9 protein-coding genes are annotated in these 20,502 nt (G+C 41.6%); 2 read left to right on the top strand and 7 right to left on the bottom strand.

The genetic code is table 11. The features are described from left to right. Positions 1–62 precede the first annotated feature (62 nt). Complete coding sequence (locus QZU58_RS06785; protein ID WP_294495800.1) at positions 63–731, top strand: acyltransferase; 669 nt, start codon at positions 63–65, stop codon at positions 729–731. Positions 732–1,014: 283 nt separating this feature from the next. Here the strand turns inward: QZU58_RS06785 and QZU58_RS06780 are convergent, their stop codons facing one another. The 7 genes from QZU58_RS06780 to QZU58_RS06750 form a co-directional block, all read right to left on the bottom strand. Continuing rightward, positions 1,015–3,141: a CDP-glycerol glycerophosphotransferase family protein gene (locus tag QZU58_RS06780; protein WP_294495799.1), complete on the bottom strand. Its 2,127-nt coding sequence runs from the start codon at positions 3,139–3,141 to the stop codon at positions 1,015–1,017. A 120-nt stretch (positions 3,142–3,261) separates the two neighbouring features. Further along, on the bottom strand, positions 3,262–7,500 hold the full coding sequence (locus QZU58_RS06775; protein ID WP_294495798.1) for a glycosyltransferase family 2 protein: 4,239 nt from the start codon (positions 7,498–7,500) through the stop codon (positions 3,262–3,264). A 9-nt stretch (positions 7,501–7,509) separates the two neighbouring features. After that, the gene (locus QZU58_RS06770; protein WP_294495797.1) at positions 7,510–9,105 is read right to left on the bottom strand and encodes an LTA synthase family protein; all 1,596 of its coding nucleotides are present in this window, start codon (positions 9,103–9,105) and stop codon (positions 7,510–7,512) included. After that, positions 9,106–11,484: an SDR family NAD(P)-dependent oxidoreductase gene (locus QZU58_RS06765; RefSeq protein ID WP_294495796.1), complete on the bottom strand. Its 2,379-nt coding sequence runs from the start codon at positions 11,482–11,484 to the stop codon at positions 9,106–9,108. A gap of 219 nt (positions 11,485–11,703) precedes the next feature. After that, complete coding sequence (locus tag QZU58_RS06760; protein ID WP_294495795.1) at positions 11,704–12,810, bottom strand: glycosyltransferase; 1,107 nt, start codon at positions 12,808–12,810, stop codon at positions 11,704–11,706. Next, a complete protein-coding gene (locus tag QZU58_RS06755) occupies positions 12,810–14,171 on the bottom strand; it encodes a glycosyltransferase (protein ID WP_294495794.1) in 1,362 nt (453 codons plus the stop codon). Before QZU58_RS06755 ends, QZU58_RS06760 begins: the two co-directional genes overlap by 1 nt. 242 nt (positions 14,172–14,413) lie before the next feature. Further along, positions 14,414–18,259 (bottom strand): SNF2-related protein, encoded by a 3,846-nt coding sequence (locus QZU58_RS06750; protein ID WP_294495793.1) that lies wholly within the window; start codon positions 18,257–18,259, stop codon positions 14,414–14,416. A 344-nt stretch (positions 18,260–18,603) separates the two neighbouring features. On the opposite strand from QZU58_RS06750, the gene QZU58_RS06745 reads away from it, so the two are divergent. Continuing rightward, positions 18,604–20,358 (top strand): AAA family ATPase, encoded by a 1,755-nt coding sequence (locus tag QZU58_RS06745; protein ID WP_294495792.1) that lies wholly within the window; start codon positions 18,604–18,606, stop codon positions 20,356–20,358. The last annotated feature ends 144 nt before the right edge of the window (positions 20,359–20,502 follow it).

Here is a 20,502-nt window from a genome sequence, read left to right as displayed (position 1 = left end):
AGTGCGACAGAGATCTATCCAAAACCGAAATTAGGTTTGAAAAGGACTGTTGCAATAACACGTTGATACTAGGAAAAAATGTCACACTTAATGGAAGTAAAATAATATTTAAGGGAAATAATTCAAATATTTATATTAATGAATCTAAAAGAAATTATAAACTCATTATTCATATTTGTAGTAATAGTCTGCTTTATATAGGCAAAAATTGTTATTTCAACGATTTTAATAATTCTAAAGCTATTTTTTTTGTTTATGAACACCAAAACATAATTATTGGGGACGACTGCCTATTTTCCTACAACGTAACTTTACGTAATTCCGACAGTCATTTAATCTACGACATAGATACCTCCCTACGATTAAACAAATCAAAGTCAATCGTAATTGGTGACCATGTTTGGGTTGGCCCAAATACATTTATTCTAAAAGGAACTATCGTTGGTTCTGGCGCCATTATAGGTGCGAATTCTGTTGTCTCAGGGAAAAAAATTAAATCAAACACCATTTGGGCAGGAAACCCAGCGAGACAAATAAGGACAAATGTGCTATGGCGTAGTAAAAATAGTAACAATTTTACCGACTTTGATTCATTAGAATTCGCTAGATTTAATAATGATAAGGGATTTGGTATTTTTAAACAAGATGAAGAAAATACATTATTGAGATCCTTGGATTGTATTACAGTAGAGACGCTCTTAAAAAAGAATAAAAATCGTTTTTCTTTGTAGGCGGGAGTATTCTCAGAGACCGGGTATTATGGGCGTAAACAGACCCAAAATTTGGCATCTAAAATTTATCAGACTTCGCCATATGTCATACAGAGATTATTCCAATAACAGGTTTACAAACATTTTCTATAAATTCATCGTAAGTAGTGCCATGCTTTTTTAGAATCACGATTTATTTTTTTACATTCAATTAGTATGCATAGCACTTTCCAAAATATGATTCTTTGCAATTAAATTTTCGGTAATAGCATCGATGGCATTAGCAGTGTTAAATTTTATCGAATCAAAGCATTGACGAAATGAAATCCATCACCCTTTCAGCAACCTTGCCGTCACACTCCTGAACATTATACTTTCTGTACTCTAGATACGCCTGAGTCTGAGGAACGGAAAGACTTCTGTAGTAACCGTTAATAAATTCATCGGCATCGGGTTTATCAACCAGAGGCAAAGGAATATCATTAGGATAATCTATTTCAAATCCGTTTGGTCCCTTCTTATATTCTTCAATATCGGTAGCATATAAAAATATAGGCAATTTTAAAATAAATGCATAATACATGCTTGATGAATAATCTGTAACAAAACAGTCACAGGAACACATCAGCTCAATAAAATTAAATGACGAATCCACGATAAAATGACCGTTTTCTGAATCGTGAACTCCGGATTCATCCGTTCCGAAATCTCGGAAATCCTCCTGAAAAATATGATGTCTCTTGGTGATTACGTACAGATTGTGTTCTTTCATTTTCTCAGCCAGTTCATCTATATCGATTCCGAAATTGTAATAATGTCTTTTCCCGCCCATTCTGAAAGTCGGAGCAAAGAAAATGACTTTACAGTCATCAGGAATACCGTATTTCTGACGAACCATTTCCCTTGATGAATTTATAAAATCTTCGTCATACAGTCTGTCAGTCTGAACACATCCCAGACCAATTGCACTGTCTGTATGGAAATGCGCCTTATAACCTTCCTCGCAGACTTTGGATGAACATATGATGGTACCCACACTGTAATTCTGAGGAGTAAAAACAGTTTTTTTAAGCCACCCTAACCCATGCCACAGCGTAATGTGACGCTCAGGATAATAATACATGTCCCTGCGTAAGCTTACGGAACTGAGTGTCAGTCTGGCAGCCCTGGAATGCATTTTCAGGATAAGGTTGTTTAATCTGTAGTAATCAACGTATGATCTTTTAAGCTGATAATCAACCGAATACTTTTCCGAAATCAGTTCAAAAAATCTTGATTTTCCGATATCGGTCATTTCCGGATTTTCAACTATAAATATATCAGTCTGATTCTCTTCCACGAGAACCGGAAGTATTCGGCATATCATGCCGTATACTTCCTTATAAGTAAATGTATGGCAGAAATCCACAGACCTGCAAAATACCTGCTTCCACTTTTCCACATCAAGCTTATGTATCTCACACAGATAAAGAACATAGCACACAGAGGTAAATATTAGTGCTTTTTTCAGAACATCAATGTTACAGCGGAAAAGATCTCTTACAACCTGATTAAATCTTCCTAAAATAACGTCAGCCCCATCGCTGCCGAAATTCACGGACTCAAGTTCCAGAATGGTCTCTTTAGCAGCTCCGGCAATATCCGTTAACGTAATTTCACTTGATGCTATTTTATTAAAGAGATACTGTTCTTCATAAATACAGACACTTTCCTTTGCAACATCTTTAACAATACGGTTCAGTAGCCACTGATTCTTATTGGTGTCAGCATTTCTTAAAGATTCAGTCAGAAATTCACTTCTGAACACGACTCCGGAAATTCCCGATAATGACCAATTCTGATAAATACTTCCGTTCCCGGACGATTCTCTGCCTGCATTCCAATATTCCGAAGAAACGTAAACATCCTTGCCATCGTTCTCGGATATTACAGCGTCAAGTCTGTTTATGAAGGACCTAACATTAATTTTATCCATAAAGGTATAAAACACCAATTTCTCTGACCTGAGGCATTCAGTTGCCCTCAGAATCAGATCCACATATGAATGGTTGTCTGATACATCAACAATCACTGCATTACGTTTTCTTTTTAACCACTTAATCTTGGATCGAACCTTTTTCGTACAGTCAGAGGGATTGGTGTATATGAGAGTCCTGTAACCTACCTTTACAAGGTCATTCAGCGAGTCGAAAAGATTGTCGGAAACGTATCGACCAAAACAGAAGGCAACGAACGCATACTTCTGTTTCTCTTCCTTTTGAAAAACGTTTTTCAGTCCATCCGCAATATCCGCAGACAGACATTCATACTTTTCCTTATTAAGAATCTTCATCACTATAGAATTAACTAATTCTTCAGTGACATATTTGGTACCAAGCAGTGTATTTGTTCTTTTAATAACATTTTCAATAAGCGGTTGAATATTAAACATAATCAGTCCAGACCGTCACCTTAACGGATAACTCTCTCTTATTCTTATCAAACCGGGGTAACATTCACTTCCTAACGGTATTTTGGGGAAATCCATATCATAGAAAACGTCACGTTAATTTTAACCTTTCCCGAAGAACAGTTTTACAGTATTTAATGCTTCCGCGAAACTGTTATTCTTACAAAGGAACAAATAAGCACGAAGCAAATCCCACTGTCCGTTATAATGCTCCCCGTATACGGAAAGTATATTAAATACTGCCTTTACGGATTCTTCCCCGTCTTCAGGTTTTACGTTACTGAGTTTCTTTAAAACATACTCAGTGGAATACCTGTTGTACTTTTTATCCATAAAAGCCTCAAGAAGGCCGGAATCCTTAAGCCAAAGGAATTTAGTCTCCTGAATACGCAGAAGTTTTCTGAAATATCCCGATGACAAAACATTTGTAACCGAAGACTCCACGTCAGCATAGTATACCTGAATGTCCCTACTGATAAAATGAATTCTCAAATCACTGCAGAGCAGCTGCCAAGAATACAGGGTATCCTCCCCTACAGCACCCTCAATCTGGTTATGGGTAAAATTCTGCAGAACCTTTCTTTTTATAAGCTGTACGTGCAATCTCACGGACAAAAATTTCAGTTCCGGAAGGATGTCCTTCATTCCGTGTTCGAAGAAAAAAACGTCCTGAACCTTGGATATCTTTCCACAATTGTCCGCCCTTCTGATACAGTCGGTGCAGACTAGATGATTACCAGCCGAAATATCGTAATTTCCGGATTCAATATCGGCATAAAGCTCGGCATAACCGTCATTAACGGCCTCATCATCAGGATCAAGAAACGCCACGTATTTACCGGTGGCAAGCTCCACACCCTTATTACGCGGGCGGGAAGCACTTCCGCTTCCACCTGCCGGGAATCTGTATAACCTAACGTTACCGTAATGTCTTAAAAGATAATACTCAACTGCCAGAGTGTTAAAATCGGTACTGCCGTCATCAACGAGAATAACCTCAGTATCGCTGAATAATGAGCTTCTTAAAAGAGAGGCAAATGCTTTGCCGTAGAGTAAATAACCATTGTTGTAAACTGGAATTATCACGGATATCTTATACCCGGAGGTCTCCTGCCCGGTTATCTCCTCAATTCTTGAGGCATTAAGACATTCGTAACCGTCATGCCCGATTCCGGTCTGACAGTTACCTTTCTGAATCATGTCTGAAGTCAGCAGATTAAAATGATCCGCAGCATATCCGTTATCTGAATCATATATCCCCTTTAATATGTCCCCCGTCTCAAAATCATCAATCCAGAATACGGTATTGTAAAGAGATTTATATGAACCTGTGTAAGAATGTTCCATTCCCTGAACCAGGCCTTTCGCACTCATGTACGCATCTTTGGTGATAAAGCTTGCGGAAGTATATTTAAAGGCATTTACCATGTCTTCAAGATAAAATTCCTCATAAAAGAATTCATCGGAGAACCAGGCAATTACTTTATGCTTTTCAAGGAGCTTCTCCGTCAAATCACCATATGATACAAGCTGCTTTTTGGCATACGTCTGCCGCTCGAATGATTCCTTTATGCCGTCGGTTATATCCTCACAGACCACAAGAACATCGGGAGCAGAAACATTTAAATCAAACCCTGCTTTTTTCAGCATGCTGCAGAACTGATCAAACACCGTATACTTTGAATATGCGGTTCTGACGTTAACCATTCTGCTTTCATACAGATATTCCTCGCTGAGGCAGGACATAATGCGCCCCGCTTCGGAAGCCTCACCGACCATGCTGACGTTAGGGAAATAATTATTCACCGTGGAACCGTAATTGGCAATAACGGCCGAACCGCATGCGGATAGCGATACGGTTTTCCGTAAAACATCTTCATCGGATGAGGAGGAATCCAATGCAACGGCCCAATTAAAAAGCTTAGGTACAGCATACTTTAAACGGTTGGGAATCTTAGGAGAACAGAATCCGAAAAACTCTTCCGGGAATGTCCTTCCGTATCTGTTTTCAGGATAATTGACATCAAAAATCTTAAGTGATTTTCCTGCTCCGGTGACTCCGCTAAAAATTGCAGACAATCCTTCACAAAATCTCTTATCCTTTCCGTTCCAAGCCCCGGTGTAGAACACGTCATAAGGAGCTGACTGAGGACTGTTAATTGGATTGTAAATTGCCGGATTAAAAAACGGATCCATACTTAATACGGTGGAGTTTCTGCAGTCCTTAACGTATTTACGGATTTCTTCCTTTCTTTGTGAAGTGACAACATATCTGCACTTTTTTGCATACTCCACAAAACTCTCATAATCACCAACCTGATAAGCCGCAATGAAAAACGTCTGTATGTTTCGGGTATTACAATCATCAATGAGATGCAAAAGCTTTCTGCGTGATTCCCCCTTCAGATCGAGATGATTCCATCCTGAATCTTTTCCGTCATGGAGAGTCACAAACAGACAGTCAAAAGAGGGCCTGTCACAGACGGTGGCATAATCTTCAGGCGATATTCTGATAACGTCCGCAAAAACATCCCTGACGGTAAACATGAAATCATCATCGCCAACCAGACCAATCCTTAACGGAATGATATCATAGTATTTATTCTTCTGTTCATTAGGTTCCAGATTTTCCGCTCCCAAACGTTTCCGAAGCCAGTTTACCTGCTCTTCCGTCATTTGGGGAACATCTGACTCTAGCTTTTTCATTAAAGCATAAGATCTCAAATCATCAGAGCCTGAACAGAACGACTCACCTGATTTGGGTAAGAACTCCATGGATGACTTAAGCATGTTGACTGAACGTTCACACTTTCTTAATCCAAGCCACGTGCCTATTTCCTCACCGTTACCGTAGGCAAACGCTTTTTCGGCAAGTCTTAGGGCCTCGTCAGGATTAATTTCATATGCTTTTTTTGCAAGTGAAAACAGCCCCTCTGCCAGAGCAGCATCACAAAGATTACTTGCATATAACTTTTGTTCTTCAACGTCAAGTATAAAAGACTGCCCGCCTCCTTTGATCCCGTTAAAAAATGCAGACAATCTGTCATGGAATCTCTTATCCTTTCCTTTCCATTTTCCCTTAAACAATACATCGTAAGGGGCTTTGTGCAGGAAACTAATATGATCGAAAAATCTCAGATTAAAAACAGGCTTCATACCTAACACAACAGAGTTTTTGCAATCCTTAACGTATTTCAACATTTCTTCCTTTCTATGGGAAGTAACTACGTATCTGCACTTTTGTGCATATTCAACAAAACTCTCATAATCTCCAGTCCCATGATAATCCGCAATGAAAAGCGTCGGTATGTTTCTGGTATTACAATCATCGATGAGACGCAGAAGCTTTCTGCGAGCTTCCCCCATCAGACCAAGATGATTCCATCCTGAATCTTTTCCGTCATGGATAGTAACAAACAGACAGTCAAAAGAAGAACTGTCACAGACGGTGGAGGAATCTTCAGGCGATATTATTATGACGTCCGCAAAAATATCCCTGATTGTAAACATGAAGTCTTCGTTGCCCACCAATGCAATCCTTAACGGAATAAAGCCATTGTTTTTATGTGCATTAAGTTCATGATTTTCTGCTCCCTTACATTGCCTCAGCCTGCCAACCTGTTCTTCCATCATTTTGGAAACATCAGACTCAAGCTTTTTCATTGCAGCCAATGATCTCAAATCATCCGTACCTAAACAGAATAACTCACTTGAGTTATGTAAATAATCCATTGCTGACTTCAGCATGTCAACTGAACATTCATACATTCTTAATCCAAGCCAAGTACCTATTTCCTCACATTTTCTGCAGGCAAAAGCCTTTTTGGCAAGTCTTAAGGCCTCGTTAGGATTAATTTCATATACCTTTTTAGCTAATGAAAACAGCCCCTGAGCCAGGGTAACATCACTCAGTTCTCTTGCATATAACTTTTGTTCTTCAACGGCCGGAATCAGTGAATTCAAGCTGACTGACTTTTGAGACATAATAATGTCATAATTTTCGTTAACGTATTCCAGTTTTTCCCTGTCATACTTTGTCTTAAAACACGAATTTGGAATCTGACTCAAAATACTTTTGGCCGTAATGAACATTTTAATGTCACCGAATCTGAATCCGAGCCATTTGAGTTTTTCCATACTCGGTGACATAAAAAATGATTCCTCGGCAATCCTTAGTGAATCGTATTCTGCCACGTAGAAAGATTTTTGGGCGAGCCAAAACAGATTATCGGCAAGCTCATCCCCGAATACAGAATTCTGACGAATGGAAAGCTCTTTGGCATCGAAATCCCAAACCCAACCATATAAAGATTTAAATATATGAATAATTGACTCAAACACAATGGAATCTCAATAACTGAAATTAAAAATAGACTTTAGCCACAGTATCGGAAGTTCCTGAATATCTCCGTTAAGAAGTGTTCTTCCCTCGCCAGATTTTAAGTTCCCGTTCCAAATAAAATAAGGTACGGTTCCTTCAGGCTCCCCGAGGCAGGCATAAGGTTTCGGCAGGATCGGCACATGATCCCCATAAAACGCCATGGAAACGGGATAATTCTTTTCCCTAAAGTTTCCGGTAAGCTTTTTCAGCATGTCATTCTCGTTGGAAAGATGTCTTAGATATATGGCAAGCTCTCTGAAATCATCGGATCCCCTTTCCTTAAAATACCCCTGTACCTCTTCATTGCTAATGATTTCCAGATTTAGCGGACCATGGTTTTCCATGGTTATCATGAAAATGAATAGCGGTTTTCTGCCGTTCCATTCATCGCAGAGATCTATCATTCTGTCCGCAATTGCCGAATCACAAATATAAGGCCCGAATCTGTCAGCTTGGGAAAAACTTCTTATATCAAGAAATTCATCAAACTGCCACTTTTTAAAAATTACATCCCGGTGATAAAACCCTGAATGATAAGGGTGTATGCACACGGTATGATACCCTCTGCTCTTAAGGTAATTTACAAAGGACACAATTTTCCATGAGGTTGAAGATATCTGATAAGGACTGAATCTGTGCCCTTTCATGACCTCTGGAGCAATCCCGGTAAGAAATGAAAATTCCGTTCTGATGGTATTGGCTCCCCATGCCGGGACCTTCATTTTACCGCACATCAGGCTTTCTGAACGGATTGCGTCATAATCTTTTAGGACTTCTTCCTTTATGTTCTGATTCCATTCACGGGGATCAAAGAATGACTCACTCTGAATGGCAATAAGGTTCGGCAGATCTTTATTCCCTTCCGGGCTTAATTCACTTACGTCAGCGGTTTTATCTTCCGCTTTTTCGGACAATACATTGGCATCAGTGTGTTCATGCCCGACGATAAGAGACTCAAAAGGAGACTTAACCTCCGGTTTTTCCAGATAGGCAAGAAAATAACTCCAGAGAAAAACCGCAAATCCCATGTTATTCAAATCTTCACCGATATTGAAGGTATTAAGATTCTTTATGTCACGGGTACACCAAAGCACCAGAAGGCTGCCCATTTCAATTCCCATGACGGTAAGAAACGTAACGGCATCGGTAAATCTGTCAACCTTCGACGGATCAATGCAGAAGCCACAGATAATGACGGCCACGGCCGTCATTATTCCCAAAATTCCTGATACTCCCAGAAAAGGAAAGTACAGACGCGGGAACCTGAATGCATCGGTAAAATAATCATAATCGGAAAAAACCAGAGGTTCCTTAAGATTAAGGTACTTGGCGTTATTGATGACAATCAGTATACAGTAAAGCAGGAAGGTAACCATCGCGGAAAAAATAATCTTTCCGGTAATAAGAAGCATGAATCCGTATATAAAGCCGAAAAGACTTAAATGGATGAGCCCGATCTTAAAATCAAACTTTACATGACGGATTTTCGGCTTCACTGAAAGTTCAGCCGCAAATGTCGCCAATGCACAGAGAAGACCTGCTCCCATTATGTACGGCAGAATCATTTACTTCATTCTCCCGTAACCGAACAGAGCCGCTATCGGAGCCGCAAGGCAGTGAGGGAGGAACGACAGGGACCAGATTCCTAGATTTAACGGGAACGGGAACGATATGCGGGCAAGATTAAGATAAAGACCTCTCGCAATAATACCCGCCGCCTTATCTGAATGCATCAGGAACGGCTTAGGTCCCGGCATTGCCCTGCACATCGGTGAATCAATATATCCCGGGAGAATCACGTTTATTTTGATACCCTCAGGCTTTAACCAGGCACGAAGGGAGTTTCCGTAGTTACGGAGAGCTGCTTTGGTGGCACAGTACGTAGGGGTATATACAAGACCGTAATATGAAGCCAGTGAAGAAAGAATCGCTATCTGTCCCTTACGTCTTTTACGCATGGCGGGAAGAACGGAGTCAATAAGGGCTATGTCGGACAGCAGATTAACCTCCACCAGGGCTTTTGCCTCTTCAAAAGGTTCGCCTTCAAGATCCTCACCGATGTTGGTATTAAGACCGGCATTGGCAATGAGAAGATCAACCGGAAGCGTATCACCAAGGCTGTGGCCCCATTCCCTCAGTTCATCGGTGTTTCTTAAATCAAGCACCTTTATGTCAACTTCCGCACCGAGGCGTTCACACTCAGCCTTTACCTCACGAAGCTTGTCTTCATTCCTGCCGCTTAACGTAAGATGCATCCCCCTGCGGGCAAACTTTCTGGCAAGAGCCCCGCCAATTTCACCGGTAGCTCCGGTAATGACCACATGCTTTAATCCACTGAGATAATTGCTGTAATTTTCGGTAATACTCAAAAACAGGGATATACCGAAACCTGCGGTACAGATTGAGGTATAGAGAAGAGTCCAGCAGTTACCGTATCCGATGCTCAGCATCACACCGAAGAGAGCATATACGAATGAAACAATTTCGAGTATCAGAATTGTTAAGGAAACCCTGTTTCTGCAAAGTTTTGCCCCGCCCTTCGGAGTCGGAACAAAAGCCACGTTCACACCGAATGACACTTCAAAAATGGCCATGAAATAATATAAGGACAAAGGCAGATACATGAAAACGTAGGCCACATATTCCCAGAAACCGCGACCTGATGATGCCGGTACGGAACCATCTTCAGCCTTTTCTTTACCTTTATCGTTTTCAGAAACATCTCCATCCTCATCTTTTGCTGTGCAACCGAAAATTCCGGAAATATCAATTCCGCCGACACTGTTACATCCCCATACAATCGCCGTAATCAGAAATACGGTACATACGATGTCAAAGAAACATCCGAGATGTTCAGACACCAGAACGGCCGGAACGGTAAGAAGCAGCAACGCATAGAAGGATGCCAGTAAAAAATTTTGGGACATCATGAGTACGGCATTAACCTTTCTTGATACAGAGAAAGACGTATTCACGATAACCTCACCTGCGTGTAAAAAGGCATTTTTAACGAGACCGTAGGCCCATCTGTGTCTCTGCAGTCTTACTGCCGACATGGTTTCAGGAAGTTCCTCTTCGGATACGGTGTCAGCCAGATATCTGCAGTTCCAGCCCTGAAGCTGAGCCCTGTAGCATATGTCGATGTCTTCAGTCAGAGTTCTGTCACTGAATCCGCCCACGTCATCAAGGCACTTTCTTCTCCATACGCATGAAGATCCTGTTATGTTTACCAGATCCCCTGTCTTATTAAGATTTTCGGTCATGCCGTCCTTGTGACTGATTTCCCCTTCCAGAAATCTCGTCAGGAAATTGGCATTCTTATTTCTGAAGGAAATTGCCGTCTGCAGAAATCCAAGGGATTTGTCATTAAAGCACGGCACGGTTTTCATTAAGAAATCTGACGGAGGAATGCAGTCTGCATCGAAAATAACAATTAAATCACCTTTGGCTTTAGACAGACCGTAAGTTATGTTTCCGGCCTTAAAACCGTCCCTGTCTTCCCTTGAATGATACCGGACATAACCTGAATTCAGACAGCCGTCTTCGATATCGGCACCATCACTCATTCCGCGGAAGGTATTGAAATTATCAACCGTACGCTTAATGATTTCCGCATTTTCCGGATCAGAATCATCAAGAAGGAGAATTTCATATGCCCCGTCCACATACTCGATTTGGGAAACAGCCTGTATCAGCTGACCAACCACAGCTGTCTCATTGCAGACAGGAAGAAGTATTGAAACCTTTGGCACGTCATTCGTGTCATATTCGGAATCATCCGCAGCTGAATCAGCTGCCGCATCGTCATTGTCCGTGGGATCTGCAGCGTCGCGTGCCGAACCGTTCGTATTTTTACGGCCTTCAAAAACCTCGTAGCAGGTAAAAACCACAAAAAAGGCAACAAGAAGAAATAACAGGATCTGTATAATTACGGAAAAAATCATTTTTAGGGATACTCCGATAATTAACCGGATATTTGAATTACGAAGAAAGAGTAATTGTCGAATACCGGGTTACTGCAATAAAGCCCCGGCAAACGCATATTATCGGGGCTGATTAAACCTACTTATCAATCATTTCTTACGGAATGACAATACATAATTTTCATACAGATTTTACATAAACTTCACAAAAAAATCAGTACAAACGCTCTGAAATGATAACTAGAGCCCCATATCCTCGGCCATCTGTTCAAGTCTGCGTTCCCATGAGTAATGTTTTTTCACGAACTCACTTCCGGCAAACGCCCTTTCCATGTTTTCTTTTGAAGGAGCTTCCACCATGCCGGGCAGGATGTCTGAAAGTTCTTCTGGATTATCCACCGATGTACAGAAGTCCTTAAAATGAAGATCGACTGCCTTTGATCTGTTGGTCAGCAGGATACCGCCGCATGCAAGTATTTCTATAAGTCTTCTGGAATACATGGTTTCCGAATCAGTGACGGAATTAACGTTAAGGCAGACGTTGTAATCCTTATAAACCTGAGCAGTTTCCTGATTGGTAAGACTCGGATAAACGTTTATGAAATCACTTTTGGGGAACCTGAATTCAAAATAACCGGACATTCTGGAACTGTTACGGTCATAAGCATCCAGAATTACCGATTTTCTGTTACAGACGTCAAAAACCGCATCAAGAAACAGTCTTCTGGAATTGAGTATCTTACGGTAATAGGATCCCACAAAACACATTCTCTTTTTGGTGAAGTTAAATCCCGTAAAATTATGAATCCGCGGCTGATACGCAATCTGCATGACGGAAACATGCTTTGCACATGTTCCGTCAGAAGAATTACGTGCAACGCGTTCCCTGTATTTCGGAACACAGTTACTGTCAGTTGTATAGATGTAATCGCATTTTTCCGCCACGTCAATGAACGGTTCAAAATACGCCCCGTCATCCTTATTCCAAAAAACGGTCGGAATATGAAGATCATTGGCAAGCTTTATCAGCTCGGAAAATTCATTCAAATCATTGTTTCCGAACACGGCCAGATGCTTAACAAGCCTGTAGCTCCAGCTCCAGCGGTAGCCGTGAAATGCTGATTCCACAAAAACCAGATCAGGTTTCCAGTTAACCAGAACATCCTTAAAATTATGAGGTGTGAGATTTCTGACTCTGCATTCAAAGGAAAGATTCACGGACGTAAGATAATCCGTAAGGAGAGCAACCTTAAGAGAACCGAACTTACCGTCTCCGGCCCGGTCTTCATTTATGCGTGGATAATCGTACATGAACGTACGCGTCATTCTGATAATGTTGCCAAGCATTATGAATAAACCTCACCGGTAAACTGATTCCACTGTCTGTGGTTTATCACATATTGTCTGGCCTTGCGTCCCTTTTCACGAAGTCCTTCAGCGTCATAGATATTTTCCTTAAGAACACGTGCAAGATCATGAAAATCTCCTGACTTAAAGAAAAGGCATCCGGAATCCCCCAGACCGAGTTCATCCCTGAACACCGGAAGATCTGGAACGATAACGCATTTTTCCTTGGCCATTGCTTCCACCAATTTAATCGGAGGAACTATTCTGCACACCTCAAAAGGTTCCCTTGGGATACAGACAAGAGAACAGTCATCCTGTTTTCTCTCGGCTTCATCAGGAGTCACCATACCATGAAAAAACACGTGATTTTGAAGTTTCAGTTCGGCAGACAGATGTTCCAAAGCCTTACGGTACTCACCGTCGCCCAAAATCTCAAGTCGGACTTGGAGATGTTCGTCATGAACCAGTACGGACATAGCTTTTAGTAGTGTCTGTATCCCCTCGTAAACAATTAACGAACCAGCGTAAACTATCGTTACGGGAGGCTTACCGTTATGGAAATCATTACTTTCAGTGCCTGACAAATTACCGATTTCAGCCTCATTGTCTGCTTTATCCTTGGGCTTAATTATTTCCACATCGGCACAGTTAGGAAGCAGTCTTATTACGGACGGCGATACTTTCCAATTGTTTCTGATGTATTCTGACAGCTGTTCAGATATGACAAACACCTTATCGGCATTTGTAGCAACCATGGCCTCAAGGCTCAGTCCCAGCTTAAAATTATGGGATTTTACAAATTTCGGGTCACGGGATATTCTTGTCAGTTCCCAAAGCCCACGCATCTCATACTGAAATGGAATGCCGAGTCTTTTAGCAGCGATTAGTGCAGGGAGCGCATTGACGTGATTTGAAGCGGCATGAACGCAGGATATTCTGTTTTTAATGATATATTCCTCTATGCGCTTCGAGGCCTTAGCAACATACATAGCCGTAATAAAAAAATTTCTCGGAGATCTGAGATGATCATATGTAATTCCGTCAATTACGTTTGATTCACTTTCAGGGTATTCGAGGGAATCCAAGCGATCCCATGGATATCCAGTTCTAGTCAGAACAAACAGTTTTTGCTGTGCGTCTGGATTAATCTCGTTATGACGGACAAAAGCAGTCTTCAGTGATTTCAATATTTCATGAGTTCTTTTGGTATATCCGCTTATGTGAAAAGGCAGACAGCTTGCCGGAACATATAAGAAATTCCCCTTTTGCGGGGTAAAATCACAAGGAGGATTTGCACGATCTGCCGAGCTGATTAATTTTCTCAGCTTAGAAATGGTATAAGAGCTGTGTAAATCAAACATAAATTCCATTTTCCCAATGATTTGTTCTCACGAATGAAACACTTTAACAAAAAAATTAAAAATATTATCCGTACCGTATCTATTTTTTTTAATTTTTATTCCGAACGTCTAAATTTCGTGCTATAGATATAAAAAATGCCCAGCACACGGAACAACCGGAGAACAGACTCCGGCTCTCCTGTTAAAAACGGCAATCCTTAAAAATAAACGTCTTCACTTTCATGGAGTTTCAGATATCCGCATCAGTCATCACCGGCATCAATGCTTTTTGAAAGCTTAAACAAATCTTTGATTTCACCAATGGACATTTCAGTAATCCATTTTTCCCCGGACTCTACCGTAAGATCGGCAAGTTCCCTCTTGGCTCGAATCATTTCATCGATTTTTTCTTCAAAGGTGCCTTCACAGATAAAACGATAGACATTGACGTTATTTTTCTGCCCGATACGGAAAGCTCGGTCTGTCGCCTGATTCTCTACTGCCGGATTCCACCACAGATCATAATGAATCACGGCGGATGCGGCAGTTATGTTAAGACCGGTACCGGCGGCTTTCAGGGAAAGGATCAGCACAGGACGGTGACGGTCGGTCTGAAATACACTGACCATCCGTTCGCGTTCCTTAAGGGAAATGCTGCCGTGCAGAAAATCAGCGTCAATATTCATCTTATCCTTAAACCATGAGGCAATAAGCTCTCCGGTAGAGGTATACTGCGTAAAAATAATGGTCTTTCTGCCGGCATCCCTGAGGGATGATACCAGTTCTAGAAGAGTCCCCGCCTTGCCGGAGGTCTCCCATTCAGAGGAAGCTGTAGTGTCATAGCAGTGCGGAGCATTACAGATCTGCTTGAGAGCGGTAATCATTGACAGAATGATTCCCCGTCGCTGCTTCTGGAAATCACTACCTTCAGAATCTCCCTTTTCCAAAATGGAAACGGCATTATTCACGACTGACTCATAAAGCACCTTCTGTTCGACTGTCAGAGAACAGTACTGCTCGGTAACTATTTTCTCAGGCAGATCGCTTATTATGGATTTATCTGTTTTCATTCGACGCATGATAAACGGAGAGGTAAGACGTTTAAACTGCTCCAGAGATTTAAGATTCTTCTCCCGTTCAATCGGCACGGCATATGCCTTGTTAAATGATGACATGCTGCCGAGAAGCCCCGGATTGGCAAAATCCATAATTGACCAGTATTCCAGCAGTCTGTTTTCCACCGGTGTGCCGGACATGGCGATAAAGCCGTCTGATTTCAGAGAGCATACTGCTTTTCTGGTAGTTGTGGAGGCATTCTTGATGTTCTGAGCTTCATCAATAATCAGTATTCTGATTTTCATTGAGGCAAAAAGCTCCGTTGCAGATCTGAGTTTGCCGTACGTAGTGATAACCACATGCCCTTTCTCAGGAATCTCCGCTCCGGGACCGTATACTACGGAATACTTAAGTTCCGGAGCAAATCTGGTTATTTCCTTCTGCCAGTTGATAAGCAGAGTTTTCGGAACCACCACCAGCGCTCTTGCTTTATTAAATTCTCCGGCAAGACGCATCGACTCCAGAACGGTAATAACCTGCAGTGTCTTACCGAGCCCCATGTCGTCGGCGATGATGGAGCCTATGCCCAGCATGGCGTTGTTGTAAAGCCAGCTGAAACCGCTTACCTGATAAGGACGCAGTTCTGCCTTAACCGTGGCAGGCACTTCGATATTCCTGCGTCTGAACAGTCCGTTAAGAGTAGCGGTGGCAGTATCATCAAGGAGCACATCTATTCCGGAAAAACTTCCGGTAATGGCGGCCAGCACCAGTGCATTGCCGGAAACAGCCTTTTCCGTCTGTTTCTTCTGCTTAAGGAGATTCTTAACATCATCAGCGGTAAAATAAAGGTACCGCCCCTTGAAACGAACAAGTTTTTCGGCATTGTCGACAAGCCCGGCAAAATCGTCCGGTGAAAGCTCCAGATCCCCTGCCGTATACTCCCAGTCATAGGACAGTATCTTTTTAAGATTGATAAAGCTTAAGCTTCCACCCGGCATCCCTGACGAGGAGATCTTCATCTTCACTGCCGGTTTAAGAAGCTTCTGCATGCTTTTCGGCATGACAATCCGGCAGCCGATGATCTTTAAAAGAGGAAGAGAGCTGATAAGAAGTTCTTCCAGCTCCTTTATGGAAAGTTTTATTCTATCCTTACCGGTATTAAGCAGAGTATTCAGTGCAGGACAGCAGAATGTTAGCTTTCCGGAAAGCTTCAGAACATCAAAATAACATGGATCGGCTGGGTTCGCCAGCACTCTGGCAAGAGGAACAGCCTCATTTCCAAGACTTTTGGAACTTAAACTCAGAGAAAAATAAACATTTACCGCATCATCCGCCATTTCGGCTGATGTCCCTTCGGCTTTGGCAGAGCCGTGCTCCGCCGTGTTTTCACCGGCGGAAGATTCAGTAATCGAAATAAGCGGAACCATATCCCCGTCAAGCAGATGGAAGGAAACCAGCCATTTTTCCAAACTGATGTATTCAGGAAGCAGACCGTTATAGGCAATAGCGGCACCGGGAGTATCAAAAAGAAGATCAAATACAATATCATCCGAGTAGGTTTTATCGTACTCATCAAAATAGGTGTCCTGAATGATATTCGAAACAAAGTAGCCGATGGCTGTGGTTCCGATAAAAAGTGCTGACGGTTCCGCATCTCCCTCTACGGCCACTATTTTTCTGGAAAAGCCCTTCAGGATATTACCGGTCCTGGTACATAAAGCTCTGACATCAGGAGAAAGCAGTGCCGGAATCCAACGGCAGGATACAGCATCGGAAGACTCATCTTTTATAAGTCTTAACTGTTTAATCATCAGACCGTATTCCGGCTCAAACCTTATAATCTGAGGAATAATCGCACCTGAAACCACCAGCTTGAGGGCAATATAGTAAAGTCTGAGGCAGATTTCCTCCTCAGTAGAATAGCAGGAGCTAATCACTTCCGAACCAGGTATTCCTGGAAGTCCGGATACTCTGTCAGTGATATCGTGATTTACCAGAATACCGCAACCGGTGTATGCCATGACCGCATTAACGGCATCCATGCCTTTTTTCTGAACGGGATTTACATACTCATCAGCGTAGCTTTGACGTTTTTTACTCCATCTTTTTAAAACCGTTTTATTGACGGTATCACTAGAAATCAGACTGCCGGCCGTAACCACGTTTTCATTTTTCTCAGTGATTTCCGGAAAAACATTTACTCCTGGACGAAGATGCCTGAAAGCATCTTCGCCTATATCCGTATTTTTTAATACGGCTTTGGCTTTTTTAGCGGCTTTTTGAAGCAGTTTGCCGTATTTACTTCTGAAATTCCCGAAAACATAACCAGCAGGACTTTCCGGCAGCAGATTCATAAGATCTTCGAAAAGATTTGGTACCGGTTCAAAGGAAAGCCTGTCCAACATACTCAGAAGACGGTTTTCCTCCTCACTGTTTCCGGAAGTATCCTCCAGGAAACCGGTGCTGCAGTTTTCATCATCAGTTTCTTCATCTGTCGGCAGTCCAGATTCACATTCATGTCGCTTATCATCATGTCCGGAAAATCCGGATATCTCGTTCCATTTAGGAACACTGACCTCCATAGCCCTATCCAGATTAATCTTGCGCCGGTCAATCTCCATGCTCATCATGTATATAACAGCGGCAATATGTTTGCACGGCACGGCAAAATCAGGACAGTTGCAATTCATTTCCAGATCTCGCCACTGTCTCGGGAATATACTGATATCAAGAGACGAAGCAATATCAAGAAGATCAGGATCAAGTATTCTATTTGACAGAGAAGCCATAATATTCGGCTTCGTCATAATGAGATCCATCAGTTTTTCCATGTCATTGGCAGATACCTGAGGAACCGTAATGGTAATCCTGTAGGATGAAGCATAGTGACCTTTAACCTTTGCGGAAATAACATTTTCAGTAATAGTAAGATCCAATACCTTACCGGTATTGGCATAAGTTTTTCCGCGTGGAATCCGGTTGGCATTATCAATTTTAGTCAGGGATGCAAGCCATTCCTTTCCCCACCATGTTGTACCATAAGATGTAGCCATAAAAAATCCGTTTAAAAAGACAGATCTAAGTTAAAATCCGTCACCAAATCATCTGTTAATCATAAATGGCCACAGTATACCAAAACATCGACTTTCTGGAAAATTCAGCTATATTTTTGGGACAATCACTTTCTATGTGATTGCCAAAAATAAAACCGGTATTCATCACCATAACATCTCTTAAATATTGATATTTACAGTAAAACGCTTTAACATCTGAAGACAGTAAGTATTGTAACCAGTTTCATCCGGCGGTTGACAGCCGTAAATTACGCTTTACGACCTCAAAGGTGTCAGGGCAACCGCATAGGTGTCAGGCATTATTTGAAAATCAGGAATTCATTATGGCGGAAGAATCAGTAAAATTATTAAATTCCCCTTATGGTGTAGTTGCATACGAAAGTTTTAAACTTCGAAACCGTGCCTTTGCAGATAAAAGCGGCATAATTCTGCATCTTGATGATGATGGTATGACACCATACCCTGTTCTTCTCCGTCCGAGACGCTTCGGTAAAAGCACCTTTGTTCAGATGCTTAAGTGCTTTTACGACATATCGTACGCTGACAGATATGAAGAACTGTTTTCCGGAACTGCCGTATATAATGAACATCTGGAAAGCCACAACACATACCATGTACTGGACTTTGATTTTTCAGGAGTATCCGGTGATGACAAGAATACATTAATCAATGGATTTATCACGGCAGTTGATTTAGGAATTACCGATTTTATTGAACGTTATCCAGATTTTGTTTTCAATCCTACAGAGGAGGAAAAGAAAACACCTTCCAGCTTTATCAGATCCTTTTTTAAAGCATATAAGCTGTATCTGTCCAAGAAATCTCTTTACTTAATAATTGACGAATATGATAATTTTGCCAACAGTATTCTCTCTCAGGATTTGGAACTCTTCAAAGCAATTACCGGTACGGGGGGATTTCTTAAGGATTTCTATGCTGCCATAAAAGACGGGGCTAAACGCGTTGTCGCCAAAACCTTTATTACCGGGGTATCATCCGTTTCCCTGGATTCACTTACCTCCGGATTTAATATTTCACTGAATGTCACTTCTGATAAATGCTTTAATGAATATGCCGGTTTTACTGAAGATGAACTTGAAAAGCTTATTCCGCAACTAGTTGATATTGAAGAGCTTGGCGTAAGCACAGATGAAATAATAGCCAGAATGAAACCGGTATATGACGGCTACTGCTTCAGTCAGGAGGCCGAACACACCGTATTTAATTCATCCATGTGTCTTTATTATTTAAGAACAGTACAGAATAAACAGCAGTTCTTTCCTCCGGAAGACTATATGGATCCAGCTTCTGATCACGACGGTTCAAAACTGCAGCAGCTGTTTGACATCGCCGAAAACGGTCTGGTAGATGAGATCGTGGAAAGCTATTTGAGTAATGATTTGTTCTTTCTGGACAAGCTGGCGGAAAACATTAATTTAAATAAAGTAACCGGATATAACCGGGAGCAGCTTCTCTCCATGCTCTATTATCTCGGGTATCTGACTATTGATAAGGAGGCTTCCGACAGTTCCTCTCTGGCTCTCAAAATACCTAATCTTTTCATGTCAAAGCTGTTTGCTCAATGCATCGCTGACATGCGATTAAAAACAAATACGGTATTTACCGATACGGTTCTTGATATATCATCGTTACGTGATGTTAATGATGACATCAGTTCATTTGCCTCATCCTGTACGGAATTCCTGAGCGGAATCTTCACCAATCAGGTACTGACTCACATGAGCGAAATGGCACTTAATCTGACACTCTGCACCAAGCTTAAATCCTTGCGCGGGATATTTGTTGAAATGCAGAAGTCTCTCAGAGTTGTCGGAAAAGGAGAAAAGTTTGCCGATCTGGTAATAACCGTTAACAAGGGGAAAAGTAACCAGTGCATTTATCTTATCGAACTGAAATACGTCACCAAGACAGATGCTACGGAAGCAAAGATTCAAAACACTATAAAAGATGCAACCGAACAGGTTAATACCTACAAAACAGCCTTGGAATTCAGGGACAAAACGGTCAAAGCCTATGCCATGGTCTTTGCCGGCTCGGAATGCGTGTACTGCGGGTAACTGATTTAAAGCTGACTTAAAGATCACCGGAGAAGACTTTCCATAAACTTAATTATCATGGCTTCCTCACGTTTCCAGTTACATGTAACCGGATTTTATGACAGATCTAAAACTTCACCGGATTAAGGATGCCGTGGTTTAATC

This window comes from uncultured Ruminobacter sp., assembly GCA_902764345.1.
In the GTDB taxonomy this organism is placed as follows: domain Bacteria; phylum Pseudomonadota; class Gammaproteobacteria; order Enterobacterales; family Succinivibrionaceae; genus Ruminobacter.
The sequence above is the reverse complement of the archived record's forward strand: the minus strand, read 5'-3'. Positions and strand labels throughout refer to the sequence as shown.

Bases quoted from the DNA above. Each gene is read 5' to 3' on its own strand.
- QZU58_RS06760 (WP_294495795.1), bottom strand. From the start codon at position 12,810: ATGCTTGGCAACATTATCAGAATGACGCGTACGTTCATGTACGATTAT.
- QZU58_RS06765 (WP_294495796.1), bottom strand. From the start codon at position 11,484: ATGATTTTTTCCGTAATTATACAGATCCTGTTATTTCTTCTTGTTGCC.
- QZU58_RS06750 (WP_294495793.1), bottom strand. From the start codon at position 18,259: ATGGCTACATCTTATGGTACAACATGGTGGGGAAAGGAATGGCTTGCA.
- QZU58_RS06770 (WP_294495797.1), bottom strand. From the start codon at position 9,105: ATGATTCTGCCGTACATAATGGGAGCAGGTCTTCTCTGTGCATTGGCG.
- QZU58_RS06780 (WP_294495799.1), bottom strand. From the start codon at position 3,141: ATGTTTAATATTCAACCGCTTATTGAAAATGTTATTAAAAGAACAAAT.
- QZU58_RS06745 (WP_294495792.1), top strand. From the start codon at position 18,604: ATGGCGGAAGAATCAGTAAAATTATTAAATTCCCCTTATGGTGTAGTT.
- QZU58_RS06755 (WP_294495794.1), bottom strand. From the start codon at position 14,171: ATGTTTGATTTACACAGCTCTTATACCATTTCTAAGCTGAGAAAATTA.